The organism is Allobosea sp. RCC_152_1 (genome assembly GCF_041360765.1).
GTDB lineage: Bacteria > Pseudomonadota > Alphaproteobacteria > Rhizobiales > Beijerinckiaceae > Allobosea > Allobosea spartocytisi.
This window is the reverse complement of record NZ_JBFUPU010000002.1, coordinates 295,528-312,009: the sequence shown is the minus strand read 5'-3', so window position 1 is coordinate 312,009 and position 16,482 is coordinate 295,528. Positions and strand designations below refer to the sequence as shown.

General features: G+C 67.0%; 17 protein-coding genes. 6 read left to right on the top strand and 11 right to left on the bottom strand.

All coding sequences use genetic code 11. The features are described 5' to 3' along the window. Window positions 1-45 precede the first annotated feature (45 nt). The 9 genes from leuD to rplS form a co-directional block, all read right to left on the bottom strand. Window positions 46-648, bottom strand: a complete 603-nt coding sequence (gene leuD, locus AB6806_RS07815) for a 3-isopropylmalate dehydratase small subunit (RefSeq protein WP_370954389.1) — start codon at window positions 646-648, stop codon at window positions 46-48. Between the two features lie 35 nt (window positions 649-683). Continuing rightward, window positions 684-1,106, bottom strand: a complete 423-nt coding sequence (locus tag AB6806_RS07810) for a metallopeptidase family protein (RefSeq protein WP_260368402.1) — start codon at window positions 1,104-1,106, stop codon at window positions 684-686. Between the two features lie 17 nt (window positions 1,107-1,123). Next, window positions 1,124-1,369 (bottom strand): hypothetical protein, encoded by a 246-nt coding sequence (locus AB6806_RS07805; protein ID WP_038359123.1) that lies wholly within the window; start codon window positions 1,367-1,369, stop codon window positions 1,124-1,126. 22 nt (window positions 1,370-1,391) lie between these two features. Beyond that, window positions 1,392-2,810 (bottom strand): 3-isopropylmalate dehydratase large subunit, encoded by a 1,419-nt coding sequence (leuC, locus tag AB6806_RS07800; RefSeq protein WP_113252586.1) that lies wholly within the window; start codon window positions 2,808-2,810, stop codon window positions 1,392-1,394. A 108-nt stretch (window positions 2,811-2,918) separates the two neighbouring features. Further along, complete coding sequence (locus AB6806_RS07795; protein WP_156115872.1) at window positions 2,919-3,092, bottom strand: hypothetical protein; 174 nt, start codon at window positions 3,090-3,092, stop codon at window positions 2,919-2,921. A gap of 55 nt (window positions 3,093-3,147) precedes the next feature. Beyond that, on the bottom strand, window positions 3,148-4,206 hold the full coding sequence (locus AB6806_RS07790) for an HlyD family secretion protein (RefSeq protein WP_370954388.1): 1,059 nt from the start codon (window positions 4,204-4,206) through the stop codon (window positions 3,148-3,150). A gap of 16 nt (window positions 4,207-4,222) precedes the next feature. Continuing rightward, window positions 4,223-5,794 (bottom strand): efflux MFS transporter permease, encoded by a 1,572-nt coding sequence (locus AB6806_RS07785; RefSeq protein WP_113252721.1) that lies wholly within the window; start codon window positions 5,792-5,794, stop codon window positions 4,223-4,225. A gap of 68 nt (window positions 5,795-5,862) precedes the next feature. Beyond that, window positions 5,863-6,312, bottom strand: a complete 450-nt coding sequence (locus tag AB6806_RS07780; protein WP_038359114.1) for a MarR family winged helix-turn-helix transcriptional regulator — start codon at window positions 6,310-6,312, stop codon at window positions 5,863-5,865. A 208-nt stretch (window positions 6,313-6,520) separates the two neighbouring features. Further along, window positions 6,521-6,916, bottom strand: coding sequence for a 50S ribosomal protein L19 (gene rplS / locus AB6806_RS07775; protein WP_038359111.1), 396 nt, complete (start codon window positions 6,914-6,916; stop codon window positions 6,521-6,523). A gap of 209 nt (window positions 6,917-7,125) precedes the next feature. Here rplS and AB6806_RS07770 point away from each other — a divergent pair, with 209 nt between their 5' ends. Further along, complete coding sequence (locus AB6806_RS07770; protein WP_142021700.1) at window positions 7,126-7,914, top strand: SDR family NAD(P)-dependent oxidoreductase; 789 nt, start codon at window positions 7,126-7,128, stop codon at window positions 7,912-7,914. A gap of 84 nt (window positions 7,915-7,998) precedes the next feature. On the opposite strand, the gene AB6806_RS07765 is transcribed toward AB6806_RS07770, so the two are convergent. Then, entirely contained in the window at window positions 7,999-8,373 is a 375-nt protein-coding gene (locus tag AB6806_RS07765; RefSeq protein ID WP_038360135.1) for a VOC family protein, read from the bottom strand. 119 nt (window positions 8,374-8,492) lie between these two features. After that, window positions 8,493-8,954: an SRPBCC family protein gene (locus AB6806_RS07760; RefSeq protein WP_142021701.1), complete on the bottom strand. Its 462-nt coding sequence runs from the start codon at window positions 8,952-8,954 to the stop codon at window positions 8,493-8,495. A 60-nt stretch (window positions 8,955-9,014) separates the two neighbouring features. Here AB6806_RS07760 and AB6806_RS07755 point away from each other — a divergent pair, with 60 nt between their 5' ends. The 5 genes from AB6806_RS07755 to AB6806_RS07735 all read left to right on the top strand — a co-directional run bounded on the left by AB6806_RS07755 (window position 9,015) and on the right by AB6806_RS07735 (window position 16,443). Next, window positions 9,015-9,392: an ArsR/SmtB family transcription factor gene (locus AB6806_RS07755; RefSeq protein ID WP_142021702.1), complete on the top strand. Its 378-nt coding sequence runs from the start codon at window positions 9,015-9,017 to the stop codon at window positions 9,390-9,392. 130 nt (window positions 9,393-9,522) lie between these two features. Beyond that, window positions 9,523-10,785: an alkyl sulfatase dimerization domain-containing protein gene (locus AB6806_RS07750; protein WP_142021703.1), complete on the top strand. Its 1,263-nt coding sequence runs from the start codon at window positions 9,523-9,525 to the stop codon at window positions 10,783-10,785. Window positions 10,786-11,054: 269 nt separating this feature from the next. Further along, window positions 11,055-13,139: an elongation factor G gene (locus AB6806_RS07745; protein WP_142021704.1), complete on the top strand. Its 2,085-nt coding sequence runs from the start codon at window positions 11,055-11,057 to the stop codon at window positions 13,137-13,139. Between the two features lie 333 nt (window positions 13,140-13,472). Beyond that, window positions 13,473-15,188 carry an AMP-binding protein gene (locus AB6806_RS07740; protein ID WP_142021705.1) on the top strand — a complete coding sequence of 572 codons (1,716 nt, stop codon included), beginning with the start codon at window positions 13,473-13,475 and terminating at the stop codon, window positions 15,186-15,188. Between the two features lie 103 nt (window positions 15,189-15,291). Beyond that, window positions 15,292-16,443, top strand: a complete 1,152-nt coding sequence (locus tag AB6806_RS07735; RefSeq protein ID WP_185747933.1) for a sulfite oxidase — start codon at window positions 15,292-15,294, stop codon at window positions 16,441-16,443. The last annotated feature ends 39 nt before the right edge of the window (window positions 16,444-16,482 follow it).

Here is a 16,482-nt window from a genome sequence, read left to right as displayed (position 1 = left end):
CTTCCCCTCTCCCGCGAGGGGAGAGGGGGAGCGTTGCGAGCGGCCTCAGGCCCAGGCGCGCTGCTTCAGCTTCTCTTCATAGGCGTCGATCTTCGGCGCCTTCTCCATGGTCAGGCCGATATCGTCGAGGCCGTTCAGCAGGCAGTGCTTGCGGAAGGGGTCGATCTCGAACCTGATCTCGCCGCCGTCGGGGCCCTTGATCGTCTGGTTCTCGAGGTCGATCGTCAGCGTCGCGTTGGAGCCGCGATCGGCATCGTCGAACAGCGCGTCGAGCTGCTCGGGCGTGACCTTGATCGGCAGGATGCCGTTCTTGAAGCAGTTATTGTAGAAGATGTCGGCGAAGCTGGTGGAGATCACGCAGCGGATGCCGAAGTCGAGCAGGGCCCAGGGCGCGTGCTCGCGCGAGGAGCCGCAGCCGAAATTGTCGCCTGCGACGAGGATTTCCGTCTTGCGATAGGCTGGCTGGTTGAGCACGAAATCGGGGTTCTCCGAGCCGTCATCCTTGTAGCGCATCTCCGAGAACAGCGCGGTGCCGAGGCCGGTGCGCTTGATCGTCTTCAGATACTGCTTCGGGATGATCATGTCGGTATCGACATTGACCACCTTCAGCGGGGCCGGCGTCGAGGTCAGGGTGGTGAAGGGCTGCATGGTGCGGTTCCTGTGCTTGTCCTGCGCGCCCGGCCTCAGCCGGCCGCCTGTTCGATGGCTTCCATGTCCTCGTCGGAGAAGCCGAAATGGTGGCCGATCTCATGGATCATGACGTGGCTGACGATGGCGCCGAGGCTCTCGTCGTGCTCGGCCCAGTAGTCGAGGATCGGCCGGCGATAGAGGTGGATGGTGTTGGGCATCTGGCCGGTCTGGGGCCCGAAACCCTGTTGCGGCAGGCCGACGCCGGTGAAGAGGCCGAGCAGGTCGAAGGGGCTCTCCGCCTCCAGCTCCTTCAGCACGTCGTCCTCCGGGAACTCGGTGACGTTGAAGACGACGTCGGCGCAGAGCGCGCGGAACTCCTCCGGCAGGCGGTCGAACGCGGCCTGGGCTAGGTCGTCGAACGCCTCCAGCGACGGGGCTTTCGCTCCGTCCCAGTCGATCCGCGCTGTCTTCGCCACGGCGGCATCCATCTCCGTCACCAGAACTTCAGTTGATGGCCGAGCCACCAGGCCAGCACGATCACGCCGAGGAGCGAGAGCGCACGGCCGATGCGCCGGCCCCAGAGCTCGATCCTGTCGCCCTCCGGCGCGTCGGTGCCGGAGAAATGATCGGCTGCCCTGCCCATCGAGGAACCGAGCAAGGTCTCGCTGTCGCGCTTCACGCGCTCCAGCGCGGCCTTGGCCTCGGCCTCGCGGGCGGCTTCGCGGGGATCGTTCGACATGGCGCTCTCCCCGCTGGACCGTTCAGCCGAGCGTGCGGACGTCGACGAAGCGGCCGGTCAAGGCCGCCGCCGCCGCCATCGCCGGCGAGACGAGGTGGGTGCGGCCGCGATAGCCCTGACGACCCTCGAAATTGCGGTTCGAGGTCGAGGCTGCCCGCTGGCCGGGCTTGAGCTGGTCGGGGTTCATGCCGAGGCACATCGAGCAGCCCGGCTCGCGCCATTCGAAGCCGGCGGCGATGAAGATCTTGTCGAGACCCTCGGCCTCGGCCTGCTCCTTCACCAGGCCGGAGCCGGGGACGATCATGCCGTAGTCGAGGCTTTCATGGATCTTCTTGCCCTCGACGATCTTCGCGACGGTGCGCAGATCCTCGATGCGGCCATTGGTGCAGGAGCCGATCCAGATCACGTCGAGCGGGATGTCGGTGATCTTGGTGCCGGCGGTCAGGCCCATATACTCCAGCGCACGCTTCTTCGAGGCGCGCTTGACCTCGTCCTGGATCAGCTCGGGATCGGGAACCGCGCCGGTGACGGAGATCACGTCCTCGGGGCTCGTGCCCCAGGACACGATTGGCGGCAGGTTGCCGGCGTCGAGCCGGACCACGCGGTCGAAATGCGCGCCCTCGTCGGTCTGCAGCGTCTCCCAATAGCGGACGGCGGCGTCCCATGCCGCGCCCTGCGGCGCCTTCGGGCGGCCCTTCAGATAGGCGAAGGCCTTCTCGTCCGGGGCGACCATGCCGGCGCGGGCACCGCCCTCGATCGACATGTTGCAGAGCGTCATGCGGCCTTCCATCGTCAGGCCGCGGATGGCTTCGCCGGCATATTCGATCACCGAGCCGGTGCCGCCGGCGGTGCCGATCTCTCCGATGATGGCCAGCGTGATGTCCTTGGCGCCGACGCCGGGCGCCGGCGTGCCGTCCACCTGGACGAGCATGTTCATCGCCTTCTTCTGGATCAGCGTCTGCGTGGCGAGGACGTGCTCGACCTCCGAGGTGCCGATGCCATGCGCCAGCGCGCCGAAGGCACCGTGCGTCGAGGTGTGCGAGTCGCCGCAGACGATCGTCGTGCCGGGCAGGGTGAAGCCCTGCTCGGGGCCGACGATGTGGACGATGCCCTGGCGCTTGTCGAGCTCGTTGAAATACTCGACGCCGAATTCCTTGGCATTCTTCGCCAGAGCCTCGACCTGGATGCGGCTTTCCTCTTCGGCGATGCCCTTGGAACGGTCGGTCGTCGGGATGTTGTGGTCGACGACGGCGAGCGTCTTCTCGGGCGCACGCACCTTGCGGCCGGTCATGCGCAGGCCCTCGAAGGCCTGCGGGCTCGTCACCTCATGGACGAGGTGGCGGTCGATATAGAGCAGGCAGGTGCCGTCATCCTGCCGGTCGACGACGTGGTCGTCGAAGATCTTGTCGTAAAGCGTGCGGGGAGCTGAGGTCGCAGTCATGGCTTGATCTCGGTCTTTTCAAATCTGATCTGGAAACGAGAAAGCCGGCGTTGAAGGCCGGCTTGCAAAAACGCTACGCCTGTCGCCGGCCGCGCGATGCGGCCGGTCTCAGGCGCCGGTAAGGCCTGCGGCGATGGAGGCTGTGAAGCGGCCGAAGAAGCGCCAGGGCAGGCGGGCATGATCATGCAGCGCGGCGAAGTCCTGCGTCGTCGGCAGGGGCGGCAGATGGCCCTCTCCCTGCACGGCGCAGAAGCGCTGGAACTGATGCACACACGGCGACATGGCTACTGTGTAGCAGTTCCAAGGAAGCCGGACAATCGATCCGCTCGCGGAGCCGTCATTTGCCGGACGCGGGGCTTGGCGCCGCCGTGTCGACGCTGACGACCACCGACATGCCGGGCGTCAGCTGTTCCGCCAGAGGCTGGCCCGGGTCGATGGCGATGCGCACCGGGACGCGCTGGGCGATCTTGATGAAGTTCCCTGTGGCGTTGTCCGGGCGGATCACGCTGAACTCGGAGCCGGCGGCCGGCGAGAAGCGCTCGATATGGCCGCTGAGCTTCGCATGGCGGAGTGCATCGACGGTGAAGCTCACCGGCTGGCCCACACGCATGCCGGCGAGCTGCGTCTCCTTGAAATTAGCGATGACCCAGACCTGGGCGGGCACGAGCGCCATGAGCTGGGTGCCGGCCGAGACATATTGCCCGAGCCGGGCGGAAACCTCGCCGAGGCGTCCATCCTGCGGGGCGAGGATACGGGTATTGATCAGGTCGATCTCGGCGAGATGAACGGCGGCTTCGGCCCCCTCGACCGCCGCGATGAGCGACTGGCGGTTGACGATCGCGGTCTGGATATCCTGCCGCGCGACTTCGGCGGCGGCGTTGTTGGCGGTGAGGGAGGCGCGTGCCTGGTCGAGCGCCTGCTGGCTCTGGTCGGTGCTGGTCTGGTTGACGACGCCGCGCTCGCGCAACGGCTCGATCCGGCCCCAATTCGCCTCGGCGGTACGCAGGGCCGCTTCGGCACTGGCGACATTCGCCACTGCGGCGCGCAGCCGGGCTTCGGCCGTGGCGCGGGCCTGATCGGAATTGGCGAGGCCGGCACGCTGGGCGGCGAGGCCGGCACGGGCCTGTTCCAGCTTCTGCGCGAAGATCCGGTCGTCGATGCGCAGCAGCAGGTCGCCCTGTTTCACCGTGGCGAAATCCTGCACCGGCACTTCCGCGACATAGCCGGCGAGCTGCGGTGCGATCACCGTGACCTGGCCGCGCACATAGGCGTTCTCGGTGGTCTCGATGGCGCTCGCGAAGGGTGGCAGCCGCCAAGCGTAGAGGACGAGAGCGAGGCCGGCGAGGCCGATCGCCAGCGCGATATAGGTCGAAAGGGAGCGGAACAGGCGGGTCATGGTCGCAAGCGGAAGGTCAGGTTGTCGCGGAGGCGGCCGGCGCGGCCGAGCGTGCCTTCCATTGCAGGAAGGCGAGATGGGTGAGAAGGCCGGCCAGGGCGAGGCCGGCGATCAGCGAGATCAGCAGGAAGGCGTCGTTATAGGCCAGCACCGTCGCCTCCCGCGTCGCCTGCTGGGCCAGCAGCGACACGCCTTCCGCCCGCGTCAGCGTCGGGTCGGTCAGCACATGGCCATAAGCGCCGCCGAGCTGGCTGACGCGCTGCGCGACCAACGGGTCGGACAGGGTGAAATGCTCGGTCAGCACATTGTAGTGGAACGTCGTTCTCAGCGTGATGAAGGTGCCGAAGATCGCCGAGCCGAACAGGCCGCCGATGCTCTGCGTGAACAGGAAGACGGTGAAGAAGCTCAGGATGTAGATCGGCCCGCGTACGATCGCCGCGCCGAGCCCCTGGGCCATCGCGGCTGGCAGGAAGAGCGCCGAGCCATAGGCGACGAGCGACTGGCTGAGCCAGATGTCGTCCGGCCGGGTCAGGCTGGTGGCGCCGCTGTCGAGCCAGGCGCCAAGCGCGACGCAGGCGAGCGCGGCCCCGTAGAACCCGTTCTCGCGGCCGGGGCGCAGCAGCGCGGCGCAGGTCAGGCCGCCGGCGATGATCGCGGCGAGGATGATCGCGTAGAGCGGTACGGTCTGCTCGTTCTGGATGCCGAGCGCCTGGAAGAAATTCGAGGCGCCGACGGTCTGCTCCGCCAGGACGAGGCGCAGCAGCAGCAGCGTGCCGGCGAAATGCAGCGTGGTCGGGCTGGTCAGCCAGCGAATGTCGACGAGCGGGCTTTCGCGGTGCAATTCGATGATCGCGGCCAGCATCAAGCAGACCATGGCGACGGCAAGGAGCCAGCCGAGCCAGGGCGCCTCGAGCCACCAGTAGAGGCGGCCCAGGCTGAGCGCGACGGCGATGCTGCCGAAGCCGATGGCGATCAGCAGATAGCTGACGATGTCGAAGGGGCCGATCCATTTGATGCGCGGCGGCGTCGCCAGCGGCAGCGCGTAGACGAAGCCGAAAGCCAATAGGGCCAGCCCCATCTCGATCATGGTGAGGCTGTGGAAGCCGCCGAGATCGAGCAGATAGGGCGAGATCAGCCGCGTCACGGGGATGCCGAGCGTGGTGTTGGTCAGCGCCAGCGACAGGCCGACGGTCAGTTTCCGCTGCGGCGGCATCGGCTCGATCATGTAGAAGAAGGCGAGCGAGGACATCGGCGCCGCCGCCATGCCGCTCATGAAGCGCACGGCGACGGCCGATTGCAGATCCTGGACGAAGAAGAAATTCAGGGCGGCGGCCAGCACGAAGCCGGCGATGCTGATCTCCGCAAAATTGCGCAAGCCATACTGCATGCGGATCTTGATCAGCGCGATCGAGAGCGAGACGTTGGGCGCCATATAGGCGGCGACCAGCCAGTTGGTCTCGGCGACGGTGGCGCCGAGCTCGCCCTGGATCTGGTAGATGTTGGTGTTGACGATGTTCTGGCCGATCTGCTGCGTCATCGCCAATGTGACCGAGGCGAGCATGTAGGCGAGCGCGCGCGGCACCGGCATGGTGAACCAGCCCTGTGTCGGGGCAGGGGTCGGCGCAGCGGCTGGCGCGGAAGCGGGCTCTGCCGTGCTCATGGGGCGGCGCTCCGCCCGGCGGCGATGTTGCGGGACGTCCGGCGCAGGACATCGAGTGCCATTTCCAGCTCCCGCGGCGCGATGCCCTGCAGGATATCAGCACGCAGGGCGGCGAGGAAATTCAGGATGTCCTCGGCTTGAGCGCGCGCCATGGGCGTGAGGAACACGCGGCGGGCGCGGCGATCCCCTTCGACGGCGCGGCGCTCGATCATGCCGTTGCGCTCGAGCCCGTCGAGCAGGCGCACCAATGTCGGCTGCTCGATGTCGAGGAGGCCGGCCAGATCGGACTGGATCGGCCCGTCCTCACGGGCGAGCTCCATCAGCAACCGGGCGCGGGACCAGGTCAGGCCCATGTCGCGGGCGCGCTCGTCGACGAGAGTGCGCAGCTTGCGGTTGACGGCCGCGAGCTCGGCGGTGAAGGCGGCCTGGAGTTGCGTCTGATCCATCGGGTGAATATCGATAGCAAGCTAATGATTGGCATGCTTATAGGAGCCTTATACGCATATCAAATAAAAATTATATGCTCCGATATGCGTTTATTGCATTCGACTGGGCGGCCATCATTCCGGGTGCCCCTGCGCCACGAAGCGTTGCGCGCAACAAAAAACGCGGCCCCGAAGGACCGCGTTCCTGAATTCTCGAAGGGGCCGCGGCTTACTTGCCGGCGGCCTTGCCACCCTTGGCGGGGCGGGCCTCGACGCGCTCGGCGATGCGGGCCGACTTGCCGCGGCGATCGCGCAGGTAATAGAGCTTGGCGCGACGCACCTTGCCCTTACGGATGACCTTGATGGAATCGAGGTTCGGCGAGAAGAGCGGGAAAACGCGCTCGACACCCTCGCCATAGGAAATCTTGCGGACGGTGAAGCTCTGGTTGAGGCCGCCGCCGTTGCGGGCGATCACGACGCCCTCATAGGCCTGGACGCGGCTACGCTCGCCTTCCTTGACCTTGACGTTGACCTGCACGGTGTCGCCGGGCTGGAAGGCCGGGATCTCGCGACCTTCGCTCAGCTTGGCAATCTGCTCGGCATCGATCTGCTCGATGATGTTCATGGGTCTCTCCATGGCCGTATTCGCGCGGAAGCGCGGGCTTTCGGCTCGCTGTTTTCAGTTGAGTGCGGGGCCATACAGGAGAGTCCGGCATTTGTCGAGCGGGAATGCCGGCAAGGCGCATGCGGGTCGGCGATCTTGCGGCCGTGGCTTCGCGAAGCATAGCTTCCGGGCGCCATTTCCCCATCACGTCCCATTGTCCGGATGCCCGCATGATCAGCACAGTTTCCAAGGTCGCCCTCGTCACCGGCGCCGCGCGCGGCATCGGGCTGGCGACGGCGAAGCGCTTTCTCGCGGATGGCTGGCGCGTCGGCCTGCTCGACATCGACGGGGCCGGGCTGGAGCGAGCCGTGGCGGAGATCGGCAAGCCGGAGGAGACGCTGGCGCTGGCCTGCGACATCGCCGAGCCGCGGCAGGTCGCGGGCGCTTTCGACGCGCTCGTCGCGCGCTTCGGGCAGCTCGACGCGCTGGTCAACAATGCCGGCACGGCCGTGTTCAAGCCGCTGCTGGAGACGACCCATGAGGAATGGCAGCGCGTGCTCGCGGTCAACCTCACCGGGCCCTTCCTGGCGACGCAGCTTGCGGCCCCGCTGATGGCCGACCGAGGCGGCGGCGCCATCGTCAACATCACCTCGATCTCGGGCCTGCGCGCCTCGACGCTGCGCGTCGCCTACGGCACGTCCAAGGCCGCGCTGGCGCATCTGACGAAGCAGCAGGCGGTCGAACTGTCGAGCCTCGGCATCCGTGTGAACGCGGTCGCGCCGGGCCCGGTCGAGACGGGGATGGCCAAGGCCGTGCACAGCCCGGAGATTCGCGCGGACTACCGCGACGCCGTCCCGCTCGGCCGCTACGGGCTGGAGGAGGAGTTGGCGGAGTCGATCTTCTTCCTGTGCTCGGACAAGGCGAGTTACATCACCGGGCAGGTGTTGGCCGTCGATGGCGGGTTCGATGCGGCCGGGATCGGATTGGCGACGCTGCGGGGTGAGCGGCGGAATTTATAGAGGGGCTGGTTTCCCCCTCCATCCGCTTGCCGGCGGGTTTCCCGGAAAGCGGGATGATCTTCGCAGCGGCTGTTGCCGGTTGTGTTACTTCGTCGGCTGAGTGCGCGCGGTGAGCTTGTTTCCGTCGGGGTCGCGAAGGTAGGCGACGAAGGCTCCGTTCGGGCGCTCGCTGGGTGGGCTCTCGATCGACGTTCCGCCATGGGCGGTGCCGGCATCATGCCATGCGAGAACATGGTCACGGCTCGCCGCGGCGATACCGATTGTCCCACCGTTGGCCGCCGTCGCTGGCTTGCCGTCGATCGGCTTCGTGATCATCAGCCGACCGCCGTCGTGGACATAGATCAGCCTGCCTCTGGCATCGATCTCGCCGGGCTCGCCTCCCAACGCGGCGAATGTGGCGTCGTAGAACTCTCTCGCCCGCTCCAGGTCGTTGCTGCCGATCATGACGTGAGTGAACATCGTTTTGTCTCCAAAGAGGGCCGGTGCGAGATCATCGGGCGCGAAGAGGGGCGGCTGCCCGCGCATAAAAGGTCGGTGATCGTCAGCTGCACTGTACGGCCTTTGAGCCGCATTGCCCCCTACTTGTAGAACCCCTCGCGCAGGTTGAAGCCGTGCTCCAGCCAGACTTTCATCGCGCAGAGCATGCCCGTCCAGCCCTCGCAATTGCCGTAGGAGGCCTTCAGCCCCTCCGGCGTCCGTGACCAGCCCTGTTCCGATATCCGGACGAGCGTGCGGCCGTCTTCGAGCGGCTCGAAGGTCATCGTGACGGTGGTCTCGCGGCTGGCGGCGGGGTCGGGCGTCGTCTCGGCCGAGCCCCAGCGCAGGACGATGCGCCTGTCCTTCTCCACCTCCACGACATGGACCGGGAAGGCGCCGGGGAAGTCGTGAAAATCCCAGGTGACGACCGCTCCGGTCTCGAGCCGCCCCTTCGCGCCGCCGGTCGTGAAGAAACGGGAGAGGCGGTCGGGATTGACCACTGCCTCGAAAACCTCGCCGACCGGCTTCGCGATGCGCCCGGCGACCGAAAATTTCAGATCCATCTGCGGTTCCATCGACGCCCTCCCATTGCTGCCGGGATTATTATGTTATAGATTTATAACATGTCAATAGACGACCAGGACGACGCGCTCTTCAAGGCGCTGGGCCATCGCGCCCGGCGGCGGATTCTGGATGCGCTGAAGGCGGGCCCTCGCACGACGGGGATGCTGTGCGAGCTCATGCCGGAACTCGATCGCTGCACCGTGATGCAGCATCTGAAGGTGCTGGAGGAGGCGGGCCTTGTAATCGTCGAGCGGCGCGGGCGCGAGCGCTGGAACCATCTCGACGCGCTGCCGATCCACAGCATTCACGAGCGCTGGATCGGTCCCTATGCGGCCTATGCGGCGGCCATGCTGAGCCGCCTCAAGCGGATGAGCGAAGGCGAGGTGGGCGCCCCGACGCATCAACCGACGGGCGCGAAGGAAACGGGGGACGCCTAGCGGCGCTCTAGATGCGCGCTCGCCGGCCGGTCGCGCCTCCGCTGACGCCGGGTGTCAGCACATCGTCGGCAGCGGCTTTCGGCTGGCGGCAGCCATGCTAAGCCTGTTGTGACGCGTGGAGAGTTCACCGATGGCTTCAGACCCCTTGTTCGAGCGCCTGTGGAACGGCAGCGCGCCCATGGAGGAATGGACCGCCGCGGTTTCCGATGGCGCCGCCACCGCCGTTGCGGACGGCATCATCACGGTCCACACCACCTATTTCTGCGGCAGCGTCACCGCGATCCGCACCATGGAAGGGCTGGTCCTGATCGACACCGCCAAGCCGGATACGGCGCAGCGGACGCTGGAGGTGATCCGGAGCTGGGATAACAGCCCGATCCATACGGTGATCTTCACCCATGGCCATATCGACCATACCAGCGGCATCGCCGTCATCGATGCGGAGGCCGATGCGCGGGGCGTCCCACGCCCCCGGATCGTCGCCCATCGCAATGTCCGCCGGCGGATGGAGCGTTACGCGGCCTCGCACGGCTTCAACAGCATCGTGCAGGGCCAGCAGTTCAACAAGCCCGGCTATGTCTACCCCATCGGCCAGCGGCAGCCGAACGAGGTCTATGACGAGACGCTGTCGCTCACGATCGGCGGCGAGCGGCTCGAACTCTTCCATGGGCGAGGTGAGACGGACGATGCCAGCTTCGTCTGGCTGCCGGAGCGGCGCGTCCTGGCAAGCGGCGACTTCGTGATCTGGGTGTTCCCGAATGCCGGAAATCCGCGCAAGGTCCAGCGCTATGCCGCCGAATGGGCCGTCGCGCTGCGGCACATGGAGCAGCTCAGGCCCGCCATCCTGATCCCCGGCCATGGCCCTGTCGTCTTCGGCGAGGAGCGGGCGTTGCAGATGCTGCGCGACGGTGCGGAAGCGCTCGAACATCTCGTGCGCGAGACGCTGGCACTGATGAACCGGGGCGCCACGCTCGACGCGGTGCTGCATGCGGTGACGGTGCCGGCGGGTTACCTCGCGAAGCCCTATCTTCTGGCGAAATACGACGATCCGGAATTCCTCGTCCGCAGCATCTATCATTTCTATGCCGGCTGGTTCGATGGCGACCCGGCGCATCTCAAGCCGGCGCGCACCGCCGAGATCGCCACCGAGCTCGCCCGGTTGGCGGGCGGGGCGGAGAAGCTGGCCGAGCGGGCGGCCATCCTGTCGGAGCAGGGAGCGTCCCGGCTCGCCGTGCAACTCGCCGAGCTTGCCGGTGCGGCAGCGCCCGACGCTCCCCGCATCCAGGCCATTCGCGCCAGCGTCCTGCAGAAGGCCATCGACGGCGAGAGCTCGCTGATGGGCAAGGCCTTTCTCTCGGTCTACCAGCGCCAGGCGCAGGAGCGGGCCGGCTGAGCCCCGTCGTCCCGCTAGCGAGGGGCGCTTCCTCGCGCCGCCTGCCGGCTCCGCTGCGGTGCGGCACATAATCTCCTTGCAGCCGATCGTGAACGGCGCGAACCTGCCTCGACATGCCTCTTCGACGGCCGCTCGGCCCGCTCGGGCCAGTGCGACCGCCGCCTGACCGGTGCTGCGGGCTCTTCCGTCCCGACGCGCCGGCCTCCATCCGCGTCGATGAGAGGCCAAAGGCCTTTCGTCCTCGTGGGTCCAACCCGAAGGAGGACGTCATGGCTGCACAGAACGGCAAGGGAGACGCGGCATCCGGCACCCGACGCGCGGGGCCACGATGCATCGCGATCGTCGGCCCCTTCCAGAGCGGCAAGACCACGCTGCTCGAAAGCATCCTGATGCGATGCGGCGCGCTTTCCCGCACCGGCTCGGTCAAGGCCGGCAACAGCGTCGGCGATGCCTCGCCCGAGGCGCGGGCTCACCAGATGAGCGTCGAGCCCAATGTCGCGAGCGTCGAATTCCTCGGCGACCAGTTTCAATTCATCGACTGTCCCGGCTCGGTCGAGTTCCTGCACGAGATGCGCCATGTCCTGCCGGCGGTCGACGCGGCCGTGGTGGTCTGCGAGGCGGATGACCGCAAGGCGCCGGCGCTGGAGCTCGTGCTGCGCGAGCTCGAGGAGGCCGACATCCCCCGCTTCCTCTTCCTGAACAAGATCGACACGGCCTCGCGCCGGGTGCGCGAGACGCTCGCCATCCTGCAGCGGGCCTCGCGCACGCCCTTGCTGCTGCGCCAGATCCCGATCTGGCAGAAGGGCATCGCCATCGGCTTCATCGACCTCGCGCTGGAGCGGGCCTTCATCTATCGCGAGCACGCGCCCAGCGAGATCGTTCCGATCGACCCCGACGAGAGCGGCCGCGAGAAGGATGCGCGCTTCTCGATGCTGGAGAAGCTCGCCGATTACGACGACGAATTGATGGAGGAGCTGCTCGGCGACATGGAGCCGCCGCGCGATCGCATCTTTGACGATCTCGCCCGCGAATTGCAGCACCGCCATGTCGTGCCGGTGCTGATTGGCGCGGCCGAGCGCGGCAATGGCGTGACGCGGCTCCTGAAGGCGCTGAGGCATGAGGCCCCGACGCTCAGCGAGACGCGCGGGCGGGTCGGCATCGTCGAGAACGGGCCGCCATTGGCGCAGGTGATGAAGAGCTGGCATGCGGGGCAGGGTGGCAAGGTTTCGCTCGCCCGGGTCATGCGCGGGCGGCTGGCCGAGGGCGACGTCGTCACCTCTTCCGCCGGCGTCGAGGCGCGCATTGCCGGCATCGTCTCCCTGAAAGGCAGCGAGCAGAGCCGCAAGCCCGCCGCAGAGGAGGGCGAGGTCGCCGGCTTCGCCAAGCTCGACGGCATCGGTACGGGCGAGGCCTTCATGCTCGGCAAGCAGCGTGCCGGCGTGGTCAGCGCGGTCGCCCCGCCCGAGCCGGTGCATACGCTCGCGATCGCGGTCAAGGACCGCAAGGACGATGTCCGGCTCGCCGCCGCGCTGCAGAAGATCGCGGAAGAGGATACCGCGCTCCTCGTCACCCAGGTGCCGGAACTGAGCGAGACGCGGCTTTCGGGCCAGGGCGAGATGCATCTGCGCGTCACGCTGGAGAAGCTCGCCGGCCGCTACGGCGTGAATGTCGTAAGCCGGCCACCGCAGGTCGGCTATCGCGAGACCATCCGCGGCCAGGCCGGTGCGCGCGGGCGCCATCGCAAACAGAGCGGCGGCCATGGCCAGTATGGCGATGTCGTGATCGAGATTGCGGGGCTGCCGCGCGGGGAGGGCATCCGCTTCATCGACAAAATCACCGGCGGGGTGGTGCCGCGCCAGTATATCGGCTCGGTCGAGGCGGGCATGCGCGACTATTGCGAGAAGGGGCCGCTCGGCTTCCCGGTGGTCGATCTCGCGGTCACGCTGACGGACGGCTCCTATCACACGGTCGATTCCTCCGACATGGCCTTCCGCCAAGCGGCCCGACTGGCGATGAGCGAGGCCATGCCGCAGGCCAGGCCCGTGCTGCTGGAGCCGATCCTCTCCATCGAGGTGGTGATCCCGTCCGAGGCGATGTCGCGTGCCTCGGCGCTGATCTCGGCCCGGCGCGGGCAGATCCTCGGCTACGACACCCGCCCCGGCTGGCGCGGCTGGGACCAGATCAACGCCCTCGTCCCGGAGGCCGAGATGTCCGGGCTGATCGTCGAACTGCGCTCGGCGACCTCCGGGGTCGGTTCCTTCAGCGCGCGCTTCGACCATCTGGCGGAGCTCGCCGGCAAGCCGGCCGAAGCGGTGGTCTCGGCCCAGGCCCTGGCGGCGGCGCAGGCGCGCTAGAGCCGGATGATGTCAGATGGAATCACATGATGATCCCATCTGACATCTGAATCCGTCTCTCATCAAAGAGACAGAGCAGGATTCTCGCGAAAAAGCCGGCTCCTGCTTTTTCGCATCCTGCTCTAGACGGACCTCTTACGACGATAGTCTCGGCGGAACTCGCTCTGCCAGGGCTTGCCTCGCCGTCCCGCGAAAGGTTTATATCTAAACAATTCGTGGGGTGGCGAGAGGTCGCGCTTGCGCGCCGGGCCGCCGTTCCGCACTCTATGGTCGTGAAAAAGCGCGCCGGAGGCTTTGCGCGAGCAAGCTGAGCCGGCCGAGAGGGAGGAGACCATGACTGCGATCGGCGTCGCGCAGCCCATGCAGGGTGCGCGTCCGTGGCTTGCGCATTATCCGCCGGCCGTCCCGGAAACGCTCGACGAGGCGAAGATCGGGACATTGGCGGATCTGATCCGCTCGTCCTGCGCGACCTATGCCAATCGCCCGGCCTTCGAGAGCTTCGGCAAGACGATCACCTTCGCCGAGACCCTGCGCGCGGCGGAGGCCTTCGCGGGCTGGCTTCAGGCGAGGGGGCTTCAGAAGGGCGACCGCGTCGCGCTGATGATGCCGAACATCATGGCCTATCCGGCGATGATCTTCGGGACGCTGCTCGGCGGCTTCACCGTCGTCAACGTCAACCCACTCTATACGGCGCGCGAGCTCACCCACCAGGTCAACGATGCGGGGGCGCGCATCCTCGTGGTGATCGAGAACTTCGCCCATGTCGTCGAGGAGGCGAAGGCGAACCTGAAGCTCGACGCCATCGTCATCGCCACGGCCGGCGATTTGATGGGCTTCAAGGGCAGGATCGTCAATTTCGTCGCCCGCCGCATCAAGAAGGTGGTGAAGCCCTTCAATCTGCCGGGCGCCGTCGAGCTCCGGCATATCCTGCAGACGGTGGAGGGAATGGAGCCCGTCGCCATCGTTCCGGAAGACGTCGCCTTCCTGCAATACACCGGCGGCACGACCGGGGTCGCCAAGGGTGCGACGCTGACGCATCGCAATGTCGCCGCCAATGTTCAGCAGGCCGGATTCTGGCTCGAATGGACGCTCGAGCCTCCGCAGGGGCGAGGCGAATACCAGCATGTGATGGTGACGGCGCTGCCGCTGTACCACATCTTCGCGCTGACCTGCTGCTGCATGTTCCTGCTCCGGATCGGTGCCAAGAGCCTGCTGATCGCCAATCCGCGCGATATTCCCGGCTTCATCAAGACGCTGAAGGCGAGCCGGTTCACGCTGATCTCGGGCGTCAACACGCTCTACAATGCGCTCGCCAACCATCCCGAGATCGGCACCGTGAATTTCGGCGAGCTGCGCTTTGCCGTGGCCGGCGGCATGGCGACCCAGGCCGCCGTCGCCAAGCACTGGAAGGAGGTCACGGGCAAGCCGATCATCGAGGGCTACGGGCTTTCCGAAACCTCGCCGGTCGCGACCATCAACCGGCCGGATATCCAGGAGTTCTCCGGCACGATCGGCTATCCCATTCCCTCGACCGATGTCGCTGTTCGCGACGCCGACGGCAACGACATGCCGCCCGGCGAGCCCGGCGAGATCTGCATCCGCGGGCCGCAGGTGATGCGGGGCTACTGGAACCGCCCCGACGAGACCGCCAAGGCGATGACGGAGGACGGCTATTTCCGCTCCGGCGACATCGGCGTGATGCTGCCCGACGGTCAGTTCAAGATCGTCGACCGCATGAAGGACATGGTCCTCGTCTCGGGCTTCAACGTCTATCCCAACGAGGTCGAGGATGTGCTTGCGGCGCATCCCGGCGTGCTGGAAGCGGCGGTGATCGGCCTTCCGGACGAGCATTCCGGCGAGGTCGTCGCGGCCTTCGTCGTGCGCAAGGACCAGACGCTCACGGCCGACGCGCTGCGCGCCTACTGCAAGGAGAACCTCACCGGCTACAAGGTGCCCAGGCAGATCTTCTTCCGTGAAACCCTGCCCAAGACCAATGTCGGCAAGGTCTTGCGCCGGGTCCTGCGCGAGGAAATCGTCGCCAAGGGGTGAGTGCTCGCGGCGTCCGGGAAGCTGCCAAGCTCCGCCGGGCAGTCGACAGAGGGCGGAACAGCGTGTTGTCTGTCCGGCCGCTGTCGCCGGAGACCATTCTCGCTTGCCACGCCGCCTTATCGAACTGCCCTTGCTGCGCCGGCTGAAGCCGGGGCTCTACGTCCATGACGAGGAGGCCCTGAACGCCGAGCCGGCGCTCGATCTCCTCGACGAGGCGATCACGCCGGTCAGCGCCTTCTTCATCCGTAACAATGGCGAGCTGCCGGACATTGCCGATGAAGGCTCCTGGACGCTGACGATCGACGGCGAGGTCGAGCGTCCCGCCGTCTGGACGCTTCCGGCGCTACGGGAGGCTTTCGAGACGGTCACCGAGACCGCCGTGCTGGAATGCGCCGGCAACGGCCGCGCCCAATTCTCGCCCGCGACCGACGGGCTGCCATGGCGGCTCGGCGCGGTCGGCTGTGCGCGCTGGACCGGAGTCAGGCTTGCCGATGTGCTGAACCATGCGGGCGTAAGACCGGGCGCCGTCTATACCGCCCATTTCGCGCCCGACCGGCAGATCGGCAAGCCGGAGAAGGAGGCCCTGTCGCGCGGCCTGCCGATCGCCAAGGCGCTGTCGCCGGAGACGCTGATCGCCTTCGCCATGAACGATGAGCCCCTGCCGCGCCTGCATGGCGGGCCGCTGCGCATCGTCGCGCCGGGCTATCCCGGCTCGGCCTGGCAGAAATGGCTGAACCGCATCAGCCTGCGGACGCAGGAACATGACGGCGAGAAGATGCGCGGCACGGATTACCGCCTGCCGATCCATGCGCTGCGGCCGGGCGAGCCGCTCGATCCCACCCATTTCGCCGTGATCACCGACATGCCGGTGAAGTCGCTGATCACCCGCCCGACGAATGGCTTCACCGTGGCGGCGGGCGAGATGGTCGCGGTCGCCGGCTTCGCCTGGAGCGGCGCCATTCCGCTTGCCGCGGTCGAGCTCTCCTGCGACGGCGGAAGCCGTTGGGACGATATCGCGCTGGCACCGGGCGAGGGCCCCTTCGCCTGGCGTCGTTTCGAGACCCGTCTGCCGGCCGTGGCGCCGGGGCCGCTCACGATCATGGCCCGCGCCCGGGATACGGCCGGGAATTGTCAGCCGCTCGAACCGCCGTGGAATCCGCGCGGTTACTGCAACAATCAGGTGCAGCGCGTCAGCGGGACGATTACGGCGCGCGACGCGAGGGGTTTGCGCGAGGAATTTTCTCGGGGCATTTGAACCTTTTACGGCGCGGGCGCGTCTAACCCCTCGAGTCTG

What these genes read in the sequence shown, in the direction of transcription:
- leuD (WP_370954389.1), bottom strand. Translation starts at nt 648, where the DNA reads ATGCAGCCCTTCACCACCCTGACCTCGACGCCGGCCCCGCTGAAGGTG.
- AB6806_RS07805 (WP_038359123.1), bottom strand. Translation starts at nt 1,369, where the DNA reads ATGTCGAACGATCCCCGCGAAGCCGCCCGCGAGGCCGAGGCCAAGGCC.
- leuC (WP_113252586.1), bottom strand. Translation starts at nt 2,810, where the DNA reads ATGACTGCGACCTCAGCTCCCCGCACGCTTTACGACAAGATCTTCGAC.
- AB6806_RS07795 (WP_156115872.1), bottom strand. Translation starts at nt 3,092, where the DNA reads ATGTCGCCGTGTGTGCATCAGTTCCAGCGCTTCTGCGCCGTGCAGGGA.
- AB6806_RS07790 (WP_370954388.1), bottom strand. Translation starts at nt 4,206, where the DNA reads ATGACCCGCCTGTTCCGCTCCCTTTCGACCTATATCGCGCTGGCGATC.
- AB6806_RS07785 (WP_113252721.1), bottom strand. Translation starts at nt 5,794, where the DNA reads ATGCCGGTGCCGCGCGCGCTCGCCTACATGCTCGCCTCGGTCACATTG.
- AB6806_RS07780 (WP_038359114.1), bottom strand. Translation starts at nt 6,312, where the DNA reads ATGGATCAGACGCAACTCCAGGCCGCCTTCACCGCCGAGCTCGCGGCC.
- rplS (WP_038359111.1), bottom strand. Translation starts at nt 6,916, where the DNA reads ATGAACATCATCGAGCAGATCGATGCCGAGCAGATTGCCAAGCTGAGC.
- AB6806_RS07770 (WP_142021700.1), top strand. Translation starts at nt 7,126, where the DNA reads ATGATCAGCACAGTTTCCAAGGTCGCCCTCGTCACCGGCGCCGCGCGC.
- AB6806_RS07765 (WP_038360135.1), bottom strand. Translation starts at nt 8,373, where the DNA reads ATGTTCACTCACGTCATGATCGGCAGCAACGACCTGGAGCGGGCGAGA.
- AB6806_RS07760 (WP_142021701.1), bottom strand. Translation starts at nt 8,954, where the DNA reads ATGGATCTGAAATTTTCGGTCGCCGGGCGCATCGCGAAGCCGGTCGGC.
- AB6806_RS07755 (WP_142021702.1), top strand. Translation starts at nt 9,015, where the DNA reads ATGTCAATAGACGACCAGGACGACGCGCTCTTCAAGGCGCTGGGCCAT.
- AB6806_RS07750 (WP_142021703.1), top strand. Translation starts at nt 9,523, where the DNA reads ATGGCTTCAGACCCCTTGTTCGAGCGCCTGTGGAACGGCAGCGCGCCC.
- AB6806_RS07745 (WP_142021704.1), top strand. Translation starts at nt 11,055, where the DNA reads ATGGCTGCACAGAACGGCAAGGGAGACGCGGCATCCGGCACCCGACGC.
- AB6806_RS07740 (WP_142021705.1), top strand. Translation starts at nt 13,473, where the DNA reads ATGACTGCGATCGGCGTCGCGCAGCCCATGCAGGGTGCGCGTCCGTGG.